This is a genomic window from Tessaracoccus lapidicaptus (genome assembly GCF_001693815.1).
Lineage (GTDB): Bacteria > Actinomycetota > Actinomycetes > Propionibacteriales > Propionibacteriaceae > Arachnia > Arachnia lapidicapta.
This window is the reverse complement of the sequence record NZ_MBQD01000003.1, coordinates 59,127-74,619: the sequence shown is the minus strand read 5'-3', so window position 1 is coordinate 74,619 and position 15,493 is coordinate 59,127. Positions and strand designations below refer to the sequence as shown.

Annotated in this window: 14 protein-coding genes, 1 tRNA gene and 1 other RNA gene; 6 read left to right on the top strand and 10 right to left on the bottom strand. The window is 72.4% G+C overall.

The features are described from left to right. Positions 1-100: 100 nt before the first annotated feature. Positions 101-700 (top strand): histidine phosphatase family protein, encoded by a 600-nt coding sequence (locus BCR15_RS01570; RefSeq protein ID WP_068749756.1) that lies wholly within the window; start codon positions 101-103, stop codon positions 698-700. On the opposite strand, the gene serB is transcribed toward BCR15_RS01570, so the two are convergent. From serB to BCR15_RS01555, 3 genes are all read right to left on the bottom strand, one after another. Next, on the bottom strand, positions 701-1,585 hold the full coding sequence (gene serB, locus BCR15_RS01565; RefSeq protein WP_068749754.1) for a phosphoserine phosphatase SerB: 885 nt from the start codon (positions 1,583-1,585) through the stop codon (positions 701-703). Positions 1,586-1,644: 59 nt separating this feature from the next. Beyond that, on the bottom strand, positions 1,645-3,003 hold the full coding sequence (locus BCR15_RS01560; RefSeq protein ID WP_068749752.1) for a S1C family serine protease: 1,359 nt from the start codon (positions 3,001-3,003) through the stop codon (positions 1,645-1,647). Positions 3,004-3,088: 85 nt separating this feature from the next. Beyond that, the gene (locus BCR15_RS01555) at positions 3,089-4,081 is read right to left on the bottom strand and encodes a class I SAM-dependent methyltransferase (RefSeq protein WP_068749750.1); all 993 of its coding nucleotides are present in this window, start codon (positions 4,079-4,081) and stop codon (positions 3,089-3,091) included. A gap of 131 nt (positions 4,082-4,212) precedes the next feature. Between BCR15_RS01555 and cobA the strand changes: the two genes are divergently transcribed. The 3 genes from cobA to cobS are packed head-to-tail and all read left to right on the top strand — an operon-like array spanning position 4,213 to position 6,372. Next, positions 4,213-4,959 carry a uroporphyrinogen-III C-methyltransferase gene (gene cobA / locus BCR15_RS01550; protein WP_068749747.1) on the top strand — a complete coding sequence of 249 codons (747 nt, stop codon included), beginning with the start codon at positions 4,213-4,215 and terminating at the stop codon, positions 4,957-4,959. A gap of 1 nt (position 4,960) precedes the next feature. Then, on the top strand, positions 4,961-5,590 hold the full coding sequence (cobU, locus tag BCR15_RS14530) for a bifunctional adenosylcobinamide kinase/adenosylcobinamide-phosphate guanylyltransferase (protein WP_256094425.1): 630 nt from the start codon (positions 4,961-4,963) through the stop codon (positions 5,588-5,590). Then, positions 5,587-6,372: an adenosylcobinamide-GDP ribazoletransferase gene (gene cobS / locus BCR15_RS01540; RefSeq protein WP_256094424.1), complete on the top strand. Its 786-nt coding sequence runs from the start codon at positions 5,587-5,589 to the stop codon at positions 6,370-6,372. The genes cobU and cobS overlap by 4 nt, the downstream gene beginning before the upstream one ends. A 4-nt stretch (positions 6,373-6,376) precedes the next feature. Here the strand turns inward: cobS and BCR15_RS01535 are convergent, their stop codons facing one another. From BCR15_RS01535 to BCR15_RS01500, 7 genes are all read right to left on the bottom strand, one after another. Then, complete coding sequence (locus BCR15_RS01535; RefSeq protein WP_068749745.1) at positions 6,377-6,787, bottom strand: Hsp20/alpha crystallin family protein; 411 nt, start codon at positions 6,785-6,787, stop codon at positions 6,377-6,379. A 118-nt stretch (positions 6,788-6,905) separates the two neighbouring features. After that, entirely contained in the window at positions 6,906-7,589 is a 684-nt protein-coding gene (locus BCR15_RS01530; protein WP_068749744.1) for a 2'-5' RNA ligase family protein, read from the bottom strand. Continuing rightward, entirely contained in the window at positions 7,586-9,031 is a 1,446-nt protein-coding gene (locus BCR15_RS01525) for an alanine/glycine:cation symporter family protein (RefSeq protein WP_068749742.1), read from the bottom strand. Before BCR15_RS01525 ends, BCR15_RS01530 begins: the two co-directional genes overlap by 4 nt. Before the next feature lie 228 nt (positions 9,032-9,259). Continuing rightward, a tRNA-Ser gene (locus BCR15_RS01520) sits at positions 9,260-9,347 on the bottom strand. A 48-nt stretch (positions 9,348-9,395) separates the two neighbouring features. Next, entirely contained in the window at positions 9,396-10,562 is a 1,167-nt protein-coding gene (locus BCR15_RS14225; protein ID WP_232087636.1) for a L,D-transpeptidase, read from the bottom strand. A 132-nt stretch (positions 10,563-10,694) separates the two neighbouring features. Next, positions 10,695-12,044, bottom strand: a complete 1,350-nt coding sequence (locus BCR15_RS01505; RefSeq protein WP_068749740.1) for a Na+/H+ antiporter family protein — start codon at positions 12,042-12,044, stop codon at positions 10,695-10,697. A gap of 77 nt (positions 12,045-12,121) precedes the next feature. Beyond that, a complete protein-coding gene (locus BCR15_RS01500; protein ID WP_068749739.1) occupies positions 12,122-13,102 on the bottom strand; it encodes an asparaginase in 981 nt (326 codons plus the stop codon). A 56-nt stretch (positions 13,103-13,158) separates the two neighbouring features. Between BCR15_RS01500 and ffs the strand changes: the two genes are divergently transcribed. Together ffs and BCR15_RS01490 are read left to right on the top strand one after the other, a co-directional pair. Beyond that, positions 13,159-13,255, top strand: an RNA gene (ffs, locus tag BCR15_RS01495) — signal recognition particle sRNA small type. 113 nt (positions 13,256-13,368) lie between these two features. Next, complete coding sequence (locus BCR15_RS01490; protein ID WP_083196560.1) at positions 13,369-15,480, top strand: DNA polymerase III subunit gamma and tau; 2,112 nt, start codon at positions 13,369-13,371, stop codon at positions 15,478-15,480. The last annotated feature ends 13 nt before the right edge of the window (positions 15,481-15,493 follow it).

Here is a 15,493-nt window from a genome sequence, read left to right as displayed (position 1 = left end):
CCGACAGCGCCGGGGTGGTCGGACCACAGCGGGTTCGGCGTGCTAGGAGTGCCGGCTGACGGGTGTGCCTAGGCTGGGGACGCAACGGGAGGAGGCCGCTGTGGCCGAGGATGATCGAACCCAACTCTGGCTGGTGCGCCACGGAGCGACGGAGTGGTCGCGGGACGGGCGCCACACGTCCACGACCGACCTGGACCTGCTGCCACAGGGACGCGAGGACGCCGAGGTCATCGCACGCAGGCTGGAGGGCGAGCACTTCGACCTGGTCCTCAGCAGCCCCCGGCTGCGGGCGCGGGAGACGGCGCGGCTGGCGGGCTTCGACTCGCCGGAGATCGACCCGGACCTGGTCGAGTGGGACTACGGCCCGGGCGAGGGCCTGACCAGTGTCCAGATCGGCGAACTCGTCCCAGGGTGGCGCATCTGGACCCACGGGGCTCCGGACTTGGACCGCGACGGTATGGCCCCCGGCGAGTCCCGGCAGCAGGTGGAGGAACGATTGGGCCGCGTGGTGGCTCGCGCCAAGGCGTCCGGTCTGCCGCGGATCCTCGTGTTCGGCCACGGGCACGCGCTGCGGGCCCTCGCCATGCTGTGGATCGAGCAGCCGGTTCCGTTGGCGGCCAGTTTCCCGTTCGTCACGGGCGCCCTGGGGATCCTGGGCTGGGAGAAGGACTCGCCCGCGCTGGTCCGCTGGAACAGCTGATCAGGCCTCGAGGGGGGCCCGGACGGTGTTGAACGCGAACGCGGCGACGGCATCGAGGCGGGGGAACCCGATCGCGACGTCCGCGGCCGCCGCCGTCACCGGCTTGGCGCAGTAGGCCACCGACAGTCCGGCCGCGGCGAACATGCCGAGGTCGTTGGCGCCGTCGCCGACCGCGACGGTGAGCGCCGGGTCGATGCCCTCGGCGTGGGCGAAGCGCAGCAGGTCCCGGGCCTTCTGGTCCCGGTCGACGATGGGACCGCTCACGCGGCCGGTGAGGCGTTCCTCGCCGCCGACGTGGTGCGTCTCGAGCTGGTTGGCGTTGAAGAAGTCGAGGCCGAGCCGCTCCGCCAGGGGCGCCACCAGCTGCGTGAACCCGCCCGACGTCACGCCCACCTTCGCGCCGCTGGCGTGTGCGGCGGCGATGAGCTCCGCCGCGCCGTTGGACAGCGTCATGGCCTGCCCCACCTCCGTGAAGATGGCCGTGGGCAGCCCCTCCAGCGTCGCGACCCGCTCCGTCAGCGATTGCGCGAAGTCCAGTTCGCCGCGCATGGCGCGCTCGGTGATCTCCGCGACTCTCGGCCCGACCCCCGCGTGGTGCGCCAGCAGATCGATGGCCTCGGTGGTGGTGAGCGTGGAGTCGACGTCCATGAGGAGCAGCCGGGCCGGCACCTTGGCCAAGGGCCCGGTCACGACCCCCACCGCGACATCGCCCGCCACCGCCCGCAGCGCGGCGCGCAGCGCCCGCGGGTCGTCGTGCTCCGTGAACATGCTGATCCGCTGCCCGTAGAGGGTCTCGTCGCTGATGACGTGGCCCGTGCTGGGGATGAGGGCGACGAGGGACTCGGGAATGGGGCCCTGGGCGGCGAGCGTGACGCGGATCTCCATGAGGGACAGGCTAACCGGCAGCGGCGGGCGCAAGCCGTGGCTGCGCCCGCCGTGGACCGTCAGCGGGCGGCCGCGACCGGGGTGACGGTGATCTCGATCTCCTCGTCGTCGCGCACGACGCTCAGCGTCATCTCGCGCCCGACCTGTCCGTTGCGCACCAGCGCCACCAGCGACTCGGTGGACGAGACGGGGGCGCCGTCGACCTCGGTGATGAGGTCACCGGCCCGCAGCCCTCCCGCCTCGGCCGGCGAGCCGGCGACCACCTCGGCGACGACGGCGCCGAGGGGGCCGGTGCGGCTGACGTCGGAGGCGCTGATTCCGATCTGCGGGTGCTCAGCGACGCCCTTCTCGATCAGCTGCTCCGTGACGTACTTCACCTGCCCGGCGCCGATCGCGAAGCCGAGCCCGATGTTGCCGGCCTGGCTGGACGACGACGAGGCGAGCGACGCGATCGACGACGTGACCCCCACGAGCTGCCCCTCGCCGTTGACGAGGGCCCCGCCGGAGTTGCCGGGGTTGATCGCGGCGTTGGTCTGGATGGCGGCGGTCACGACGAGGTCGTCGCGGCCCTGCGCGATGGTGGTGTTGCTCACCGCCCGCGTGGTGACGGGGCGGTTGAGGGCGGAGACGATGCCGGTGGTGACCGTGTCGGCCAGTCCGAGCGGGTTGCCGATCGCCATCACCGGGTCCCCGACCTGGAGCTCCGACTCGTCCGCGATGGACATCACGGTGAGCTTCGACGGCGGGTCGACGAGCTTGATCACGGCGAGGTCCGTCGACGGGTCGGTCCCGACGACCTCGGCCGCGTACGACGTGTCGTCGAGCAGCACGACGATCTGGGCGTTCGAGCCGCTGCCCGACACGACGTGGTTGTTGGTGACGATGTGGCCGTCGGCGTCGATGACGACGCCCGAGCCCTGCCCGGCGGACCCGTCCTGGCCCTGGACCTGGATCGCGACGACCGCCTGGACGGCGGATTCCGCCACCTCGGTCCAGTTGGGGTTGTTGGGATCCGCCTGGACGATCTGCGTCTCGGTCGCCTCGGTGCTGGCCGAGGCCGACGCCGATGCGGCCGAGTCAGCGAGGCCGCCCGACCACTGCGACGCGGCGAACCCGGCTCCGCCGCCCACACCCGCGGCCAGGACCGCCACGGCGAGCAGGCCTGCGACCCGCGAACGGCTGCGCGGCGCCGACGTCGTCGGGGTGGGTGTCCCGAACGGGCTCGGCGGGCCGTACGACGCCGAGACGTGCGACTCGGGCTGGGGGGTCGGCTGCGGGTAGGGCGTGCGCTGATCCTGCGCGGGGTGGCTCTGCGGGCCCGGCTGAGCCGGGGCATTCGGGTGCGCCGGGGGCTGCCACGTGTCGGGCGCCCGCCAGCCGTCACGGCTCCAGGGGTTCGGGTGCTGCTCGTTGGTCATTCAGGCCTCCTGATCGGTACCACCCCAGGTAACCCATCGAGTCTATGAGCTTCCTGTGAAACCCCTGAGCTGACTCTGATAGCGCTTAGCGCGCCGTCGTCACTGTCACCGTGTACTGAGGGTCCTGCGCGGCCACCCGGGTGGGCCCGACGCGGTCGTTCAACTCGCGCCGCCACGGCAGATGCGAGTTGAACACGCACCACAGCTGGCCGCCCGGCCGCAGCACGCGCCGGGCGTCGTCGAACATGGCCAGCGTGTCCTCGGAGTCCTTGGCCATCCCGCGATGGAACGGGGGATTGGTGACGATGGCATCGACGCTGGCGTCGGCCTGCGCCGCCAGCCCGGGGCCCCAGGCCACGTCGACGTCCACCCGGTTGACTTCGGCCGCGACGGCGGTGGCCGCGACGGCCGACCAGCTGACGTCCGTCGCGGAGACGCGGCGGCCCTCGCGGGCCAGCCACATCGTCAGCGTGCCGTTGCCGCACCCGAAGTCGAGGACGTCGTCGCCCTCGAGGCCGGGGGTGCGGCCGGCGCCGGCCAGGGCCGAGATGAGCAGCCGGGAGCCCGGGTCGATCTTGGTGCCGCCGAACGTGGCGCCGTGCGCCGCGACGGCGAAGCCGAGTTCGGGGTGCTCGCGGACCTTCGGCCATTCGTTGGGCAGCCCGTTGGGCCCCCATGCGCGCAGCACCCGGCTCTTCGCGCGGCCGAGGCTCGCCGACACCGCCGTGAAGTGGCGGCCCAGGACCTCGTTCATCGAGCGGTTGAGGTGCTTGATCCGAGCCCCGCCGATGAACGTGACGTCCGTGGCCCCCTGGACGACGGCGCACATCTCGTCGAGGGCGCCGAGCGACTTCGGCAGCCGCGCCAGGGCGAGGTCGACGCCCGCGAGGTCCGTCGGGTGCTCGACCAGATACTCCGCCGGCACCAGCTCCGCGTCGCGCCAGTCGTCGCACCACACCCGGACGTCGTCGGTGAGGGTGCGGGCATCGTCGAGCAGGGCGGGGGCGTCGAGCAGCGCCACGGCGCCCGCCTGCCGCGGGGCCTCGTCCCAGATCAGGTCATCCACGGCATCACGCATGGAGGGAGTCTACGGGGCCGGCCGCCCCGTCGCCGCCGCATCGGGCGGCCCCACGGCGCACACGCTGGGCACCTTCGGCCGAGAGCCGCGCCGTCGATAGGGTTGCCCCGAACCTAGCGAGGAGAGAGTCCATGGAGCAGGAGTTCGCGCCCGGCACCGTCGTGCTGGTCGGGGGAGGCCCCGGAGACCCCGGCCTCATGACGGTCGCCGGCCTGGACGCGATCCGGGCGGCCGACGTCATCGTCCACGACCGGCTCGGGGCGCTGCGGTGCCTCGACGAGGCGCGCGCGGACGCGGAGATCATCAACGTCGGCAAGATTCCCCGCGGCGAGTTCACGCCCCAGGAGGAGATCAACGCCATCCTCGTCGACCGCGCCCGCCAGGGGCGGCGCGTGGTGCGCCTCAAGGGCGGGGACAACTACGTCTTCGGCCGGGGCGGCGAGGAGTGGCTGGCCTGCCACGCCGCGGGGATCCCGGTCAGGGTCGTTCCGGGCGTCACGTCGGCGGTCAGCGTCCCGGCGTTGGCGGGGATCCCCGTCACGCACCGGGGGCTCACCCAGGGCTTCGTCGTCGTCTCCGGGCACGTTCCGCCGTCGGATCCGCGCAGCGAGGTCAACTGGGCGGCGCTGGCCGGAGCCAACCTCACCCTCGTCGTACTCATGGGCGTCCAGAACCTGCCGGAGATCTCCGCCGAGCTGCAGCGGCACGGGCTGTCGCCGGACACGCCCGCGGCCGTGATCGCCGACGGCACCACACCCGGGCAGCTCACGATCCGGGCAACCCTGGCGAGCATCGCCGGCGAGGCGGCGCGGGCGGACATCCGGCCGCCGGCGATCGTGGTGATCGGGGCCGTCGCCGAGCTCGAGCTCGAGGCCTGAAGTGGAGTTCTCCGTCCGCATCGACCCCGCCGACGCCGCCGCCGTCGAGCTGCTGGAGCGGCTCGCCGAGCGCGCCGACGTGGCTCCCATGGCCCACGCGCCGGTTCCGACCCTGGTCCTGGGCGGGGCCCGGTCAGGCAAGTCCTCGTGGGCGGAGGCGCAGTTGGCGGGGGCCCGTGACGTCGACTACGTCGCCACCTCAGAGGTGCGCGACGACGACCCCGAGTGGGCGCACCGCGTCGCCCTGCACCGCGACCGTCGCCCCGGCTCGTGGCGGACCGTGGAGACGATCGACCTGGCCTCCGTCCTCGACCGCGACGACGCCGCCCCGGTACTCATCGACTGCGCGGCCGTCTGGTTGGACCGCGTCCTCATGGCCGCGGGCGCATGGGACGACTCGCCCGGCTGGCGCGAGCGGGTCGAGCGGGAGGTGTCGCGGGTGGCCGACGCGCTGCGCCGGACGACGCGCGAGGTCATCATCGTGAGCAACGAGGTGGGATCGGGCGTGGTGCCGGCCACGCCGTCGGGCCGTCTGTACCGCGACGAGCTCGGCCGGCTGAACGCGCGCCTCGCGGAGGCGTCACGGGAGGTCTGGCTGTGCACGGCCGGGATCGCGAGGCGGATCAAGTGACGGGCTTCGTCGCGGCGCTGGGATTGTTCACGGTCATTCCCGTGCCGTCGGTGGCGGAGATCGACCGGCGGCTGGCGTCCCGGGCCATGGCGGCCTTCCCGTGGGTGGGGCTCCTCGTCGGTGCCGCCGCCGGCGCCGTCCTCTGGCTGGTGACCGCCTCCGGGGCGGGTGGCCTCCTGGGGGCCGCGCTGGCCCTCGCCGTCGCCGCCGGTCTCACGGGCGCGCTGCACCTGGACGGACTGGCCGACACCGCCGACGGGCTGGGGTCGCGCAAGCCCGCGGAGGCGGCGCTGGCGATCATGCGCAAGTCCGACATCGGACCCATGGGGGTAGCGGCCCTGGCCCTCGGCCTCCTTATCGACGCGGCAGCGCTGACGTCGCTCGCGGAGCGCGGTGGCGCCTTGGCGGCGGCGGCGTTGGCGGTCGCGGCGATGGTGGGCCGGGCCGTCGTGACCGGGGCGACGGTGTCGCGGCTCTCGGCCCGTCAGCAGGGATTCGGCGCGCTGTTCGTCGGGGTGACCAGGCCCCTGACCGCAGCCGGGACCGCGGTCGCGGGCCTGGTCGTCGCGGCGGGCGCGGGCTGGTTGGCGGGTGGGGTCCCGGGGGCGGTTGCCCTCGCGGTCGCGGCGACCGCGGCGGGTGCGGTCGGGCTGCTGTGGGCACGACGGCTGGCGCGCCGCCTCGGCGGCATGACCGGCGACGTGTTCGGGTCGGTCATCGAGGTGACGCAGGCGGCGTGCCTGGTCGGGTCCGCAGTCCTCGCCGGCGCCCTGGGCGCCTGACGCCTCAGCCTCGCGTAACCGGGATCTTCGCCGCGGGCGCCGCCACCTGGGCGGCCACGGGCACGCGAATCTCCAGGACGCCGTCGCGGTAGGTGGCCGTGACGTCGTCCGCGGTTGCCCCGGAGGGCAGCTTCACGGTCCGGTAGAACGATCCGTACCGGAACTCCGACCGGTAGCCGTCCTTGTCCTTGTGCTCGGACTTGGCCTGCCGTTGCGCGCGGATGGTCAGGTCGCCGCCGTCGATCGCGATCTCCACGTCCTTGTCCGGGTCGATGTCCGGCAGCTCGACGCGGACGACCAGGGTGTCGTCCTCCGTGAACTCCTCGACGCGCAACCAGGACTTGTCCACGTCCCCCTCGAACCACCGCTGCACCAGATCCTGCAGGTCCGGCCAATCGCGGCGCACCAGTGCCATGGCGAACTCCTCTCCTCCCCGGGGTGACGGGGTGTCACCCCGCGCACCTCCGCGACCATGGCGGAAGTTCTCCTTCGATTCTCCGCCCATGACCGGGTGGAGTCAACGGCCGCTGCACTCACCCGAATCCAGGCAGCAGGGCTGTCCGCAGCCACGCGCCGTCGGCCAGACGGAGACGCCCGACGGTGGTGAGCGGACCGGCGATGTCGCGGGTCGCGTAGGCGAGCAGGGAGATCTCCGCGACATCGAGCGGGTCGATCCGCGGCGCCCGCCACCCGGCGGCCCGGGCCCGCAACTCGTCCATCGGCCGCGACACCGCGTAGTGCCCGATCGTCACGTGTGGCACGTAGCCGCCGTCGTGTGGCGATCCCTGCGTGAGCGCGGCGTTGAGGCGCACGAGCTCAGGGGCAGCCGCGGGCAGGTAGGGCACCATCGGGAACGTGTCCCACCCGCTGACCTTGACCGCGAACGGGCCGATGCCGACGGCCCGCAGCCGCTCGAGGTCCGACACCAGCCGGTCCGGGGTGTACGGCGCGTCGACGGGGGTCGCCCCCGGCGTCGGGACGGGGCCGGCGTAGGCAACCGTGATGTGGGGCTGGCGCTGGTGGCGGGGGAGCAGCACGTCGCCCCACCGCTCCCGCGCCGAGGCCACCGCCGCCCGGACGGGAGCCGCGTCCGCCTCCACCGCCCAGACAAGGGCGTGTTCGCACCCGCCGTGCCATTCGACGAAGTCGCGGTCCTCGCAGGCAATCGTGCGGTCCGGCCCCGCGCCGACGCCGGACCCGGACGCGCGACGCGTCACTGCTCGGGCAGCCGCGCCAGGGTGGGGTTGTCCGCGACCCAGATGTCCGACTCCAGCTTCCCGGGCAGGTAGGGGTTGTCCGTGGCCACGAAGGGTGCGCCCTTGCGCTCGGTGAAGTCGCGCAGCGTCCCGAAGGCCCACTTGCCGAGCAGGACGATCGCGACGAGGTTGATCAGGGCCATGACGCCCATGGACACGTCCGCTAGGCTCCACACCACGTCCAGCTTGAGGAAGGCCCCGACGACGACGGAGGCGATGACCACGAGCCGCAGGGCGAGGTCGTGCTCGTGCTTGCGCCCCGTCAGGTAGTCGAGGTTCACCTCGGCGTACGCGTAGTTGCCGATGATCGTCGAGTAGGCGAACGTGAAGATCAGGATGGTCATGGGCAGCGTCATCCACTCCCCGAGATGGTGCGCGACGGCCGACTGCGTCAGCGTCGCGCCCTCGACGTCCATGCCGGGTGCGTACACGCTGGCGTCCGACAGAAGGATCACGAACGCGGTGGCCGAGCAGATGAGCATGGTGTCGACGAAGACGCCCATCGACTGGATGAGGCCCTGGCGGGCGGGGTGGCTCGTGGTCGCGGTCGAGGCGGCGTTGGGCGCGGAACCCATTCCCGCCTCGTTCGAGTAGAGGCCGCGCTTGACGCCGTTGAGGAGCGCCGCGGTCACGCCGCCGGCGGTCCCCGCGAGGGCCTCGTTGAGCCCGAAGGCGGAGGCGATGATCTCGTAGAACACGAAGCCGAGCCGGTCGATGTTGAGCACGAGGATGACCAGTGCGAGGAGGATGTAGAGGCCGGCCATGATCGGCGCGACCCACTCGGCCACGCGGGCGACGGCCTTGATGCCGCCGAGGATGACGGCTCCGGTCAGGATCGCCAGCGCGATCGCCGAGACCCACACCGGAACGCCGTGGGAGGTGTCCAGGGTCTGGGCGATGGTGTTGGCCTGCACCATCTCGAACGCGATGCCGAAGGTGAACAGCAGGGCGACGGCGAAGGCGGCCCCCCACCGCCACGACTTCAGGCCGCGCCAGATGTAGAAGGCGGGGCCGCCGCGGTAGGTCCCGTCGGGCCAGGACACCTTGAAGATCTGGGCCAGCGTCGCCTCCACGAAGGCGGTGGCCATGCCGATGAGGGCGATGACCCACATCCAGAACACGGCTCCCGGGCCGCCGAGCGTGATGGCGATCGCCACCCCCGCGATGTTGCCCGTGCCGACCCGCGAGGCGAGGCCGATCGCGAACGCCTGGAAAGGCGTGATGCCCGTCCCCTCATGGCGCCCGGAGTGGAGGATGGTGCGGATCATCGCGGGGAACATGCGCAGCTGCATGCCCCGGGTCCGGACCGTGAAGTAGATCCCCACCGCCGCGAGGACGTAGATGAGCACCCACGTGTACATGTAGGTGTTGATGGTGTCCAGGAACCCCAGGATCGCGTCCATGGTCTGCTCCGTCCGTGAGGGGGCGGTCGATGTCTGGGGACATCATGGCACCGACGACGTGGCGGCGACCTGTAGGGCACGAACCCCACCGGGGGTGCCACCGGCGCCGCCCCAGGTGGGCGACGGGGTGGCGGTGCTGTCGCGGTGATTCCAGGCTACGCCTCGGGGCTCGGGGGCACCCCCGGCAACGAACATCGGGTCCTATCCCCGAGGGGGCAGGACCCGATGTGGCGGAGGATACGAGATTCGAACTCGTGAGGGCGTGAACCCAACCCGCTTTCCAAGCGAGCGCCATAGGCCTCTAGGCGAATCCTCCAAGGAGGAACCCTACCCGAGGGGCCGACGGCGGCTCAAATCACGTGGATCAGTTGTAGACGATCACCTTGTCTCCGACGCGGGCCAGGTCGAACAGGCGCGCGATCGCGGCCCGGTCGCGGACGTTCACGCAGCCGTGGGACGCCCCGTTGTAGCCGTTGGCGGCGAAGTCGGCGGAGTAGTGAATGGCCTGGCCGCCGCTGAAGAACATCGCATACGGCATGGCCGTGTGGTACAGGCTCGACACGTGGTCGCGCGACTTCCAGCCGATGGTGAAGGCGCCGTTGCGGGTGGGCGTGAGCTCGGAGCCGAAGCGCACGTCGAGCACCACGTCGACCTTCCCGTTGACGACCCAGGCCATCTTGCGCTGATCCTTCGACACGCAGAACCCGCGACCGGTGAGGCACCGCGAGTCGAGCCGGAAGCCCTTCTGCACGAGGGCGTTGTAGACGATGGGCTGGAGCGGGCCGGGCGACGGCACGCCCGAGGGGGTCGGCGCCGTGGCCGGGATCCGGGTCACCGCGGGCCGCGTCGGCGTGGAGAAGTTCACAAACCCGTTGAAGCGCCAGCTCCAGACCTGCTTGACGACGCCGTCGCTGAGCGAGGGGGCGGAGGCCCAGATGTAGACACGGCACGCGCCGTACCCCGTCGCCGCGGTGTTGCACTCGCTCTTCCAGGTGCGCCCGCCGGAGTAGAACACGTCGCCGGAGACCAGGTTGTTGCCCTTCCATGCGGCCTCAGGTGACGGGAGGTAGGTCAGGTTGTTGAACGTCCAGGTGTTCTGCTTGTACCAGACGCCGTTGACGCTCTTGATGACGGTGGCGTAGATGTCGGTGAAGCAGCGCACGGTGGTGGTCGAGTACATCTCGCAGCGCGTCTTCCAGTACCGGCCGTTGACGTAGTGGTAGCCGGGCGTCACGTACAGCTTCTGCGCCGCCGTCAGCGGCGCCGCCGAGACGGTCGGCGTGGGGCTGGGCGTCGGGCTCGGCGTGGGCGTCGGGGTCGGGGTGGGCGAGGCCGACTTCGTCGGGCTGGCCGATGCGGTCACGGTGGGCGTCGGGGACGCCGCCGTCGTGGGCGTGGTGCTGGCCGTCGTCGTGGGGCTGGCCGACGCCGACAGGTCGGGCACCGGGCTTGCCGTCTCGGCGTGAGCCAGCGGCGTGATGAGGAGGAGGCCGAGCGCCGCGACGGCGACTCGGAGGACAGGTGTGCGCATATCTCTCAGTTCCCTTGTGATCCGACCACGGCCATGCTAAGCCCGGGCCGGGTCGGGACGAAAACTCCTGACACCCTGTCTACGCCCCCGCGCTCGGCGGGGTTGCATCGAGATCCGATATCTCGCCGCGGCTCAGAGCACCATCGCGGCGAGCCATCCGGCCGCCAGCAGCGGCAGGTTGAAGTGCAGGAAGGTCGGGATCACCGTGTCGCGCATGTGGTCGTGCTGTCCGTCGGCGTTAAGGCCGGCGGTGGGACCGAGCGTGGAGTCGGACGCGGGGGAGCCGGCATCGCCCAGGGCACCGGCCGTGCCGATGATGGCGACCGTGGCCAGGGGCGAGAATCCGAGCGACACGCAGAGGGGGACGTAGATCGCGGCGATGATCGGTAGCGTCGAGAAGGAGCTGCCGATGCCCATGGTCACCAGCAGGCCGACGAGCAGCATCGCGATGGCGGCGACGCCCTTGTTGCCCGCGAACAGGGCCGCCGTGCCCTCGACCAGCGGCGCGATCTGCTCCGTCGCGCGCATGACCGACGCGAAGCCCTGGGCCGCGATCATGATGAGGCCGATGAGCGCCATCATCCGCATGCCTCCGGTGAACACGGCGTCGGCGTCGGTCCATTTGACGGCCCCGGTGATGATGAACAGGCACAGGCCGAGCAGGGCGCCCACGAGGAGGGGGTCGGCGTCGGAGCCGGCCATCGTCAGCCAGGTCTGGACGCCGAACGACGCGACGATCGCCACGAGCGCGACGGCGATGCGGTAGGGCTTGATCTCGGCGGGCGCGTCATGGTCGACCACGGCGTCGGGGTCGTAGTCGCGGGGGCGCCGGTAGGTGACGAACACCGCGAGGAGGAGGCCGGCCACCATGCCCAGGGCGGGGATGCCCATGGCCGTCATCGGGTTGACGTCGCTGACGTCTAGGCCGGAGGAGATGATGTTGCCGTAGAGGATGTCGGTGAGGAAGATCTTGCCGAAGCCGATCGGCAGGAACATGTAGGTGGTCACTAGGCCGAACGTCAGGACGCTCGCGATCGCGCGCCGGTCGAGCCGCAGCCGGGTCATGATGACCAGCAGCGGCGGGATGAGCAGCGGGATGAACGCGATGTGCACCGGGATGATGTTCTGGCTCATGATCGACATCGCGAGGATGCCCGCGATGAGGCCGAAGGTGGTCCAGCGGGTCACCTTGTGCGACGGGGATAGGTCGTCGGCGTCGAGCTTGCGGATCATCCAGTTGGCCAGCAGTTGCGGCAGGCCCGAGTGCGCCACTGCCATGGCGAAGGCACCGAGCAGGGCGTAGCTGAGCGCGATCTTCGCGCCCCCGGCGAGGCCGTCCTGGAAGGCGACCATCGTGGCCTCGAGGCCCAACCCCGCCAGCAGGCCGCCGGTCAGCGCGCCGAGGAAGAGGGCCAGTACGACGTGCACGCGGAGCACGGACAGCACCAGCATGACGACGACGGAGATGACGACGGCGTTCACAAGGGACCCCTGGGGTGGGCGACGGTGGGCGCGCGCAGCTTATCGGACGCGGCCAGTGGCCGGCCGCCCGGGCCGGTTCAGCCGAGGGACGTTGCGATCGCGCCCCGCACGGGCTCGGCGAGCGTGACGGCGCCCACTCTCCGGCCGTGCCCGAGGACGGGCTCCGGATCGAGGGCCGACAGGGCGGCGGTGCCGTGGCCGAGCGCGGTGAGCACGGCGATGAGCACCGGCACCGTGGCGCGGTGGTGACCGTCGCCGACCTTGACGGCGATGCCCGTGCCGTCCGGCAGGCCGACCGCGTAGCAGCCCTCCGCCCCGACCTTGCACATGAGGCCGGGGACCTCGCGGTGCAGCACCACCTCGTCGCGGCGGGTCCCGGAGGCGTACTCCGGGTGGGCGCGGAAGGCGTCGGCGACGTGCCGTTCGGGCCCCTCGGCGGCGGCCGCGAGCCGCCCGAAGGACCGGGCCAGCCCCACCAGGCTGACGGCGAAGGCCGGAGCCCCGCAGCCGTCGACGACCGGGCCGCCCGCGTCCTCGCCCGTCAGGTCGGCGATCGCCCGCGCGCAGGCGAGCTGCAAGGGGTGCGCCGGCTCGAGGTAGGAGCCCGGATCCCACCCCGCCCGCACGCACGTGCGCAGCATCGCGGCGTGTTTGCCCGAGCAGTTGTGGGCCAGCGGCTCGCGGCCGTGGCCGGCGGCCAGCCACGCCGCCTGGGCGTCCTGGTCGAGGGGGAGCCCCGGCGTCGTCCGGAGGTCCGAGGGCGTCAGGCCGGCGCCGGAGAGGATCGCGCGGACGCCGTCGAGGTGGAAGGGCTCTCCGGAGTGCGAGGCGCCGGCGAGTGCCAGGAGCGCCCCGTCGAGGTCGAGGCCGTGGCGCAGCATCGCGACGGCCTGCATGGGCTTGAGCGACGATCGGGGCAGCATGGGGGAGCTCGCGTCGCCGAGCGTGAGCCTGGTGTCGCCGCCGGGGCCCGTCACGGCCAACGCCCCGTGGTGGAGACACTCGAGATGCTCCCCGCGCCACACCTCGGCCAGAACCGGATCCGCTGCACTAACCATGCGGGGAGCCTAGGGCAGGAGTGGCGGGAGCCGTCCCTCCATGGGGTAAGGTTGGCGAAGGTTCCTCGCGCGGCGGTATCTCGCCCAACCCCCCCAGGGTCGGAAGGCAGCAAGGGTAAGTGAGCTCTGCCGGGTGCGCGAGGGGCCCTTTTCTTTGCCCTGGAATTGTCTGGCCTCTGGAATAGGGTGGGCGCGTGGACGACGAGTACGAGAACGCCCTCCTCGACGAGGGATACGGCTCAGCGGACCTTCCGGACTTCGAGCCGATGGAGGGCCCCGGGCTGTTCGACGAGCCCGACGACGAGCCCGCGGAGGAGAGCACGCAGGCGGCGCCGGCTGTTGCCGCCGCGGCCGTCCCAGCGCCCGCGCCGCGCCGTCCCGAGGCCCCGCCGTCGCCGCTGGCGCTCTACCGCCGCTATCGGCCGGACACGTTCGCCGACGTCATCGGGCAGGAGCACGTCACCGTCCCGCTGCAGCGGGCGCTGTCCAGCAACCGGGTCAACCACGCCTATCTGTTCTCCGGGCCCCGCGGCTGCGGCAAGACCACCTCGGCCCGCATCCTCGCGCGCTGCCTGAACTGCGTCGAGGGGCCCACTCCCACCCCGTGCGGCGTGTGTGACTCCTGCCAGGACCTGGCGCGCGGCGGGCCGGGCTCCATCGACGTCATCGAGATCGACGCCGCGTCGCACGGCGGCGTCGACGACGCCCGGGACCTGCGCGAGCGCGCCTACTTCGCGCCCGTCGCGAGCCGCTACAAGATCTACATCATCGACGAGGCGCACATGGTCACGACGCAGGGCTTCAACGCCCTGCTCAAGCTCGTCGAGGAGCCCCCGCCGCACACCAAGTTCATCTTCGCCACCACGGAGCCGGAGAAGGTCATCGGGACCATCCGCTCGCGCACGCACCACTACCCGTTCCGCCTGGTTCCGCCCCGGCTGCTCACCGACTACCTCGGCGAGATCTGCCGCACCGAGGGCGTGGCGGTGGACCAGGCCGCGCTCCCGCTCGTCGTGCGCGCCGGCGCCGGGTCGGTGCGTGACTCGCTCTCGGTCCTCGACCAGCTGCTCGGCGGCGCCGGGGATGACGGCATCAGCTATGACCAGGCCGCGGCTCTCCTCGGCTACACGCCCGACGCCCTGCTCGACGAGATCATGGACGCCTTCGCCGCCGGGGACGCCGCCGGGGTGTTCCGCACGGTGGACAAGGTCATCGAGGTCGGCCAGGACCCGCGTCGCTTCGCCGAGGACCTGCTCCGGCGGCTGCGTGACCTCGTCATCCTCGCTGCCGTGCCCGAGGCGGCGACCAACGGGCTGCTCGACGTCGCCGCGGACCAGGCGCAGCGCCTGCAGACGCAGGTGGCCGGCCTCGGCGCCGGGGAGCTGACCCGCGCCGCGGAGGTCATCGCCACCGGCCTGACGGACATGCGCGGCACCACGGCCCCCCGGCTGCACCTCGAGCTCATGTGCGCCCGGGTCCTGCTGCCCGGTGCCGACTCGGACGAGCGTGGCCTGCATGCCCGCATGGACCGCCTCGAACGGCGCGTCGGGATGATGGGCGGCCAGGCGGGGCCGGCCCCCGTCGAGGACTGGGCCGACGCCGGAGAGCCCACGGTGCGGATGCAGCGTCCGGCGGACCAGAGCCGCCGAGCCTCCGGCCAGGCACAGCCTGCTCCGGCGGCTCCCGCTCTGGCGCCGGAGCCCGCCCCGGCCCCGGCAGCCGCGGCCCCTGCTCCTCCCGCCCCTTCCGCCGCAGTCCGCGAACCCGTGGCCGAGCGGCGGCCGGCCGGTGAGCCGCCCCGGCGCCGTCCCGCCGGCGCCCCGCCGGGATCCACCGTCGCGCCGCCCCCCGCGGCTCCTGAGCCTCCGGCCCCGGCCGGGCCCCGGCCGGACGGCGGCCCCGGGCAGCTCACCGCGGCGGAGTTGCGTCGCGTGTGGCCCAACGTGCTGGAGGAGGTCAAGCGGCGCCGGCGCTTCACCTTCATGCTGCTCAGCCAACACGCGCAGGTGCTCGACGTCGCCGACGGTGTGCTCCACCTCGGGTTCGCCCAGACCGGGCCGCGCGACAACTTCGGCAGCGGCGGCAGCCAGGACGTCCTCGCGGACGCCATCATCGAGACCATCGGCGTCGAGCTGCGGATCAACGCGGTCCTCGCGTCGGGGGAACAGGCCCAGGAACGGCCCGCCCAGCGGCCGTCCGGCGCCCCCGTCGCGCCGCCCCCGCCCCCCGAGCCCGTCCGCGCGCCCGAGCCACCGGAGCCAGACGTCGACATCTCGTCCGACGACGAAGTGCTGGACAGCGCCCACAACGCCGAGGAACTGCTCAGCAGCACCTTCGGGGCCGAGATCATCGCGGTGCGCGACGCCGACGATGCCTGAGGCGCGGGCGCAT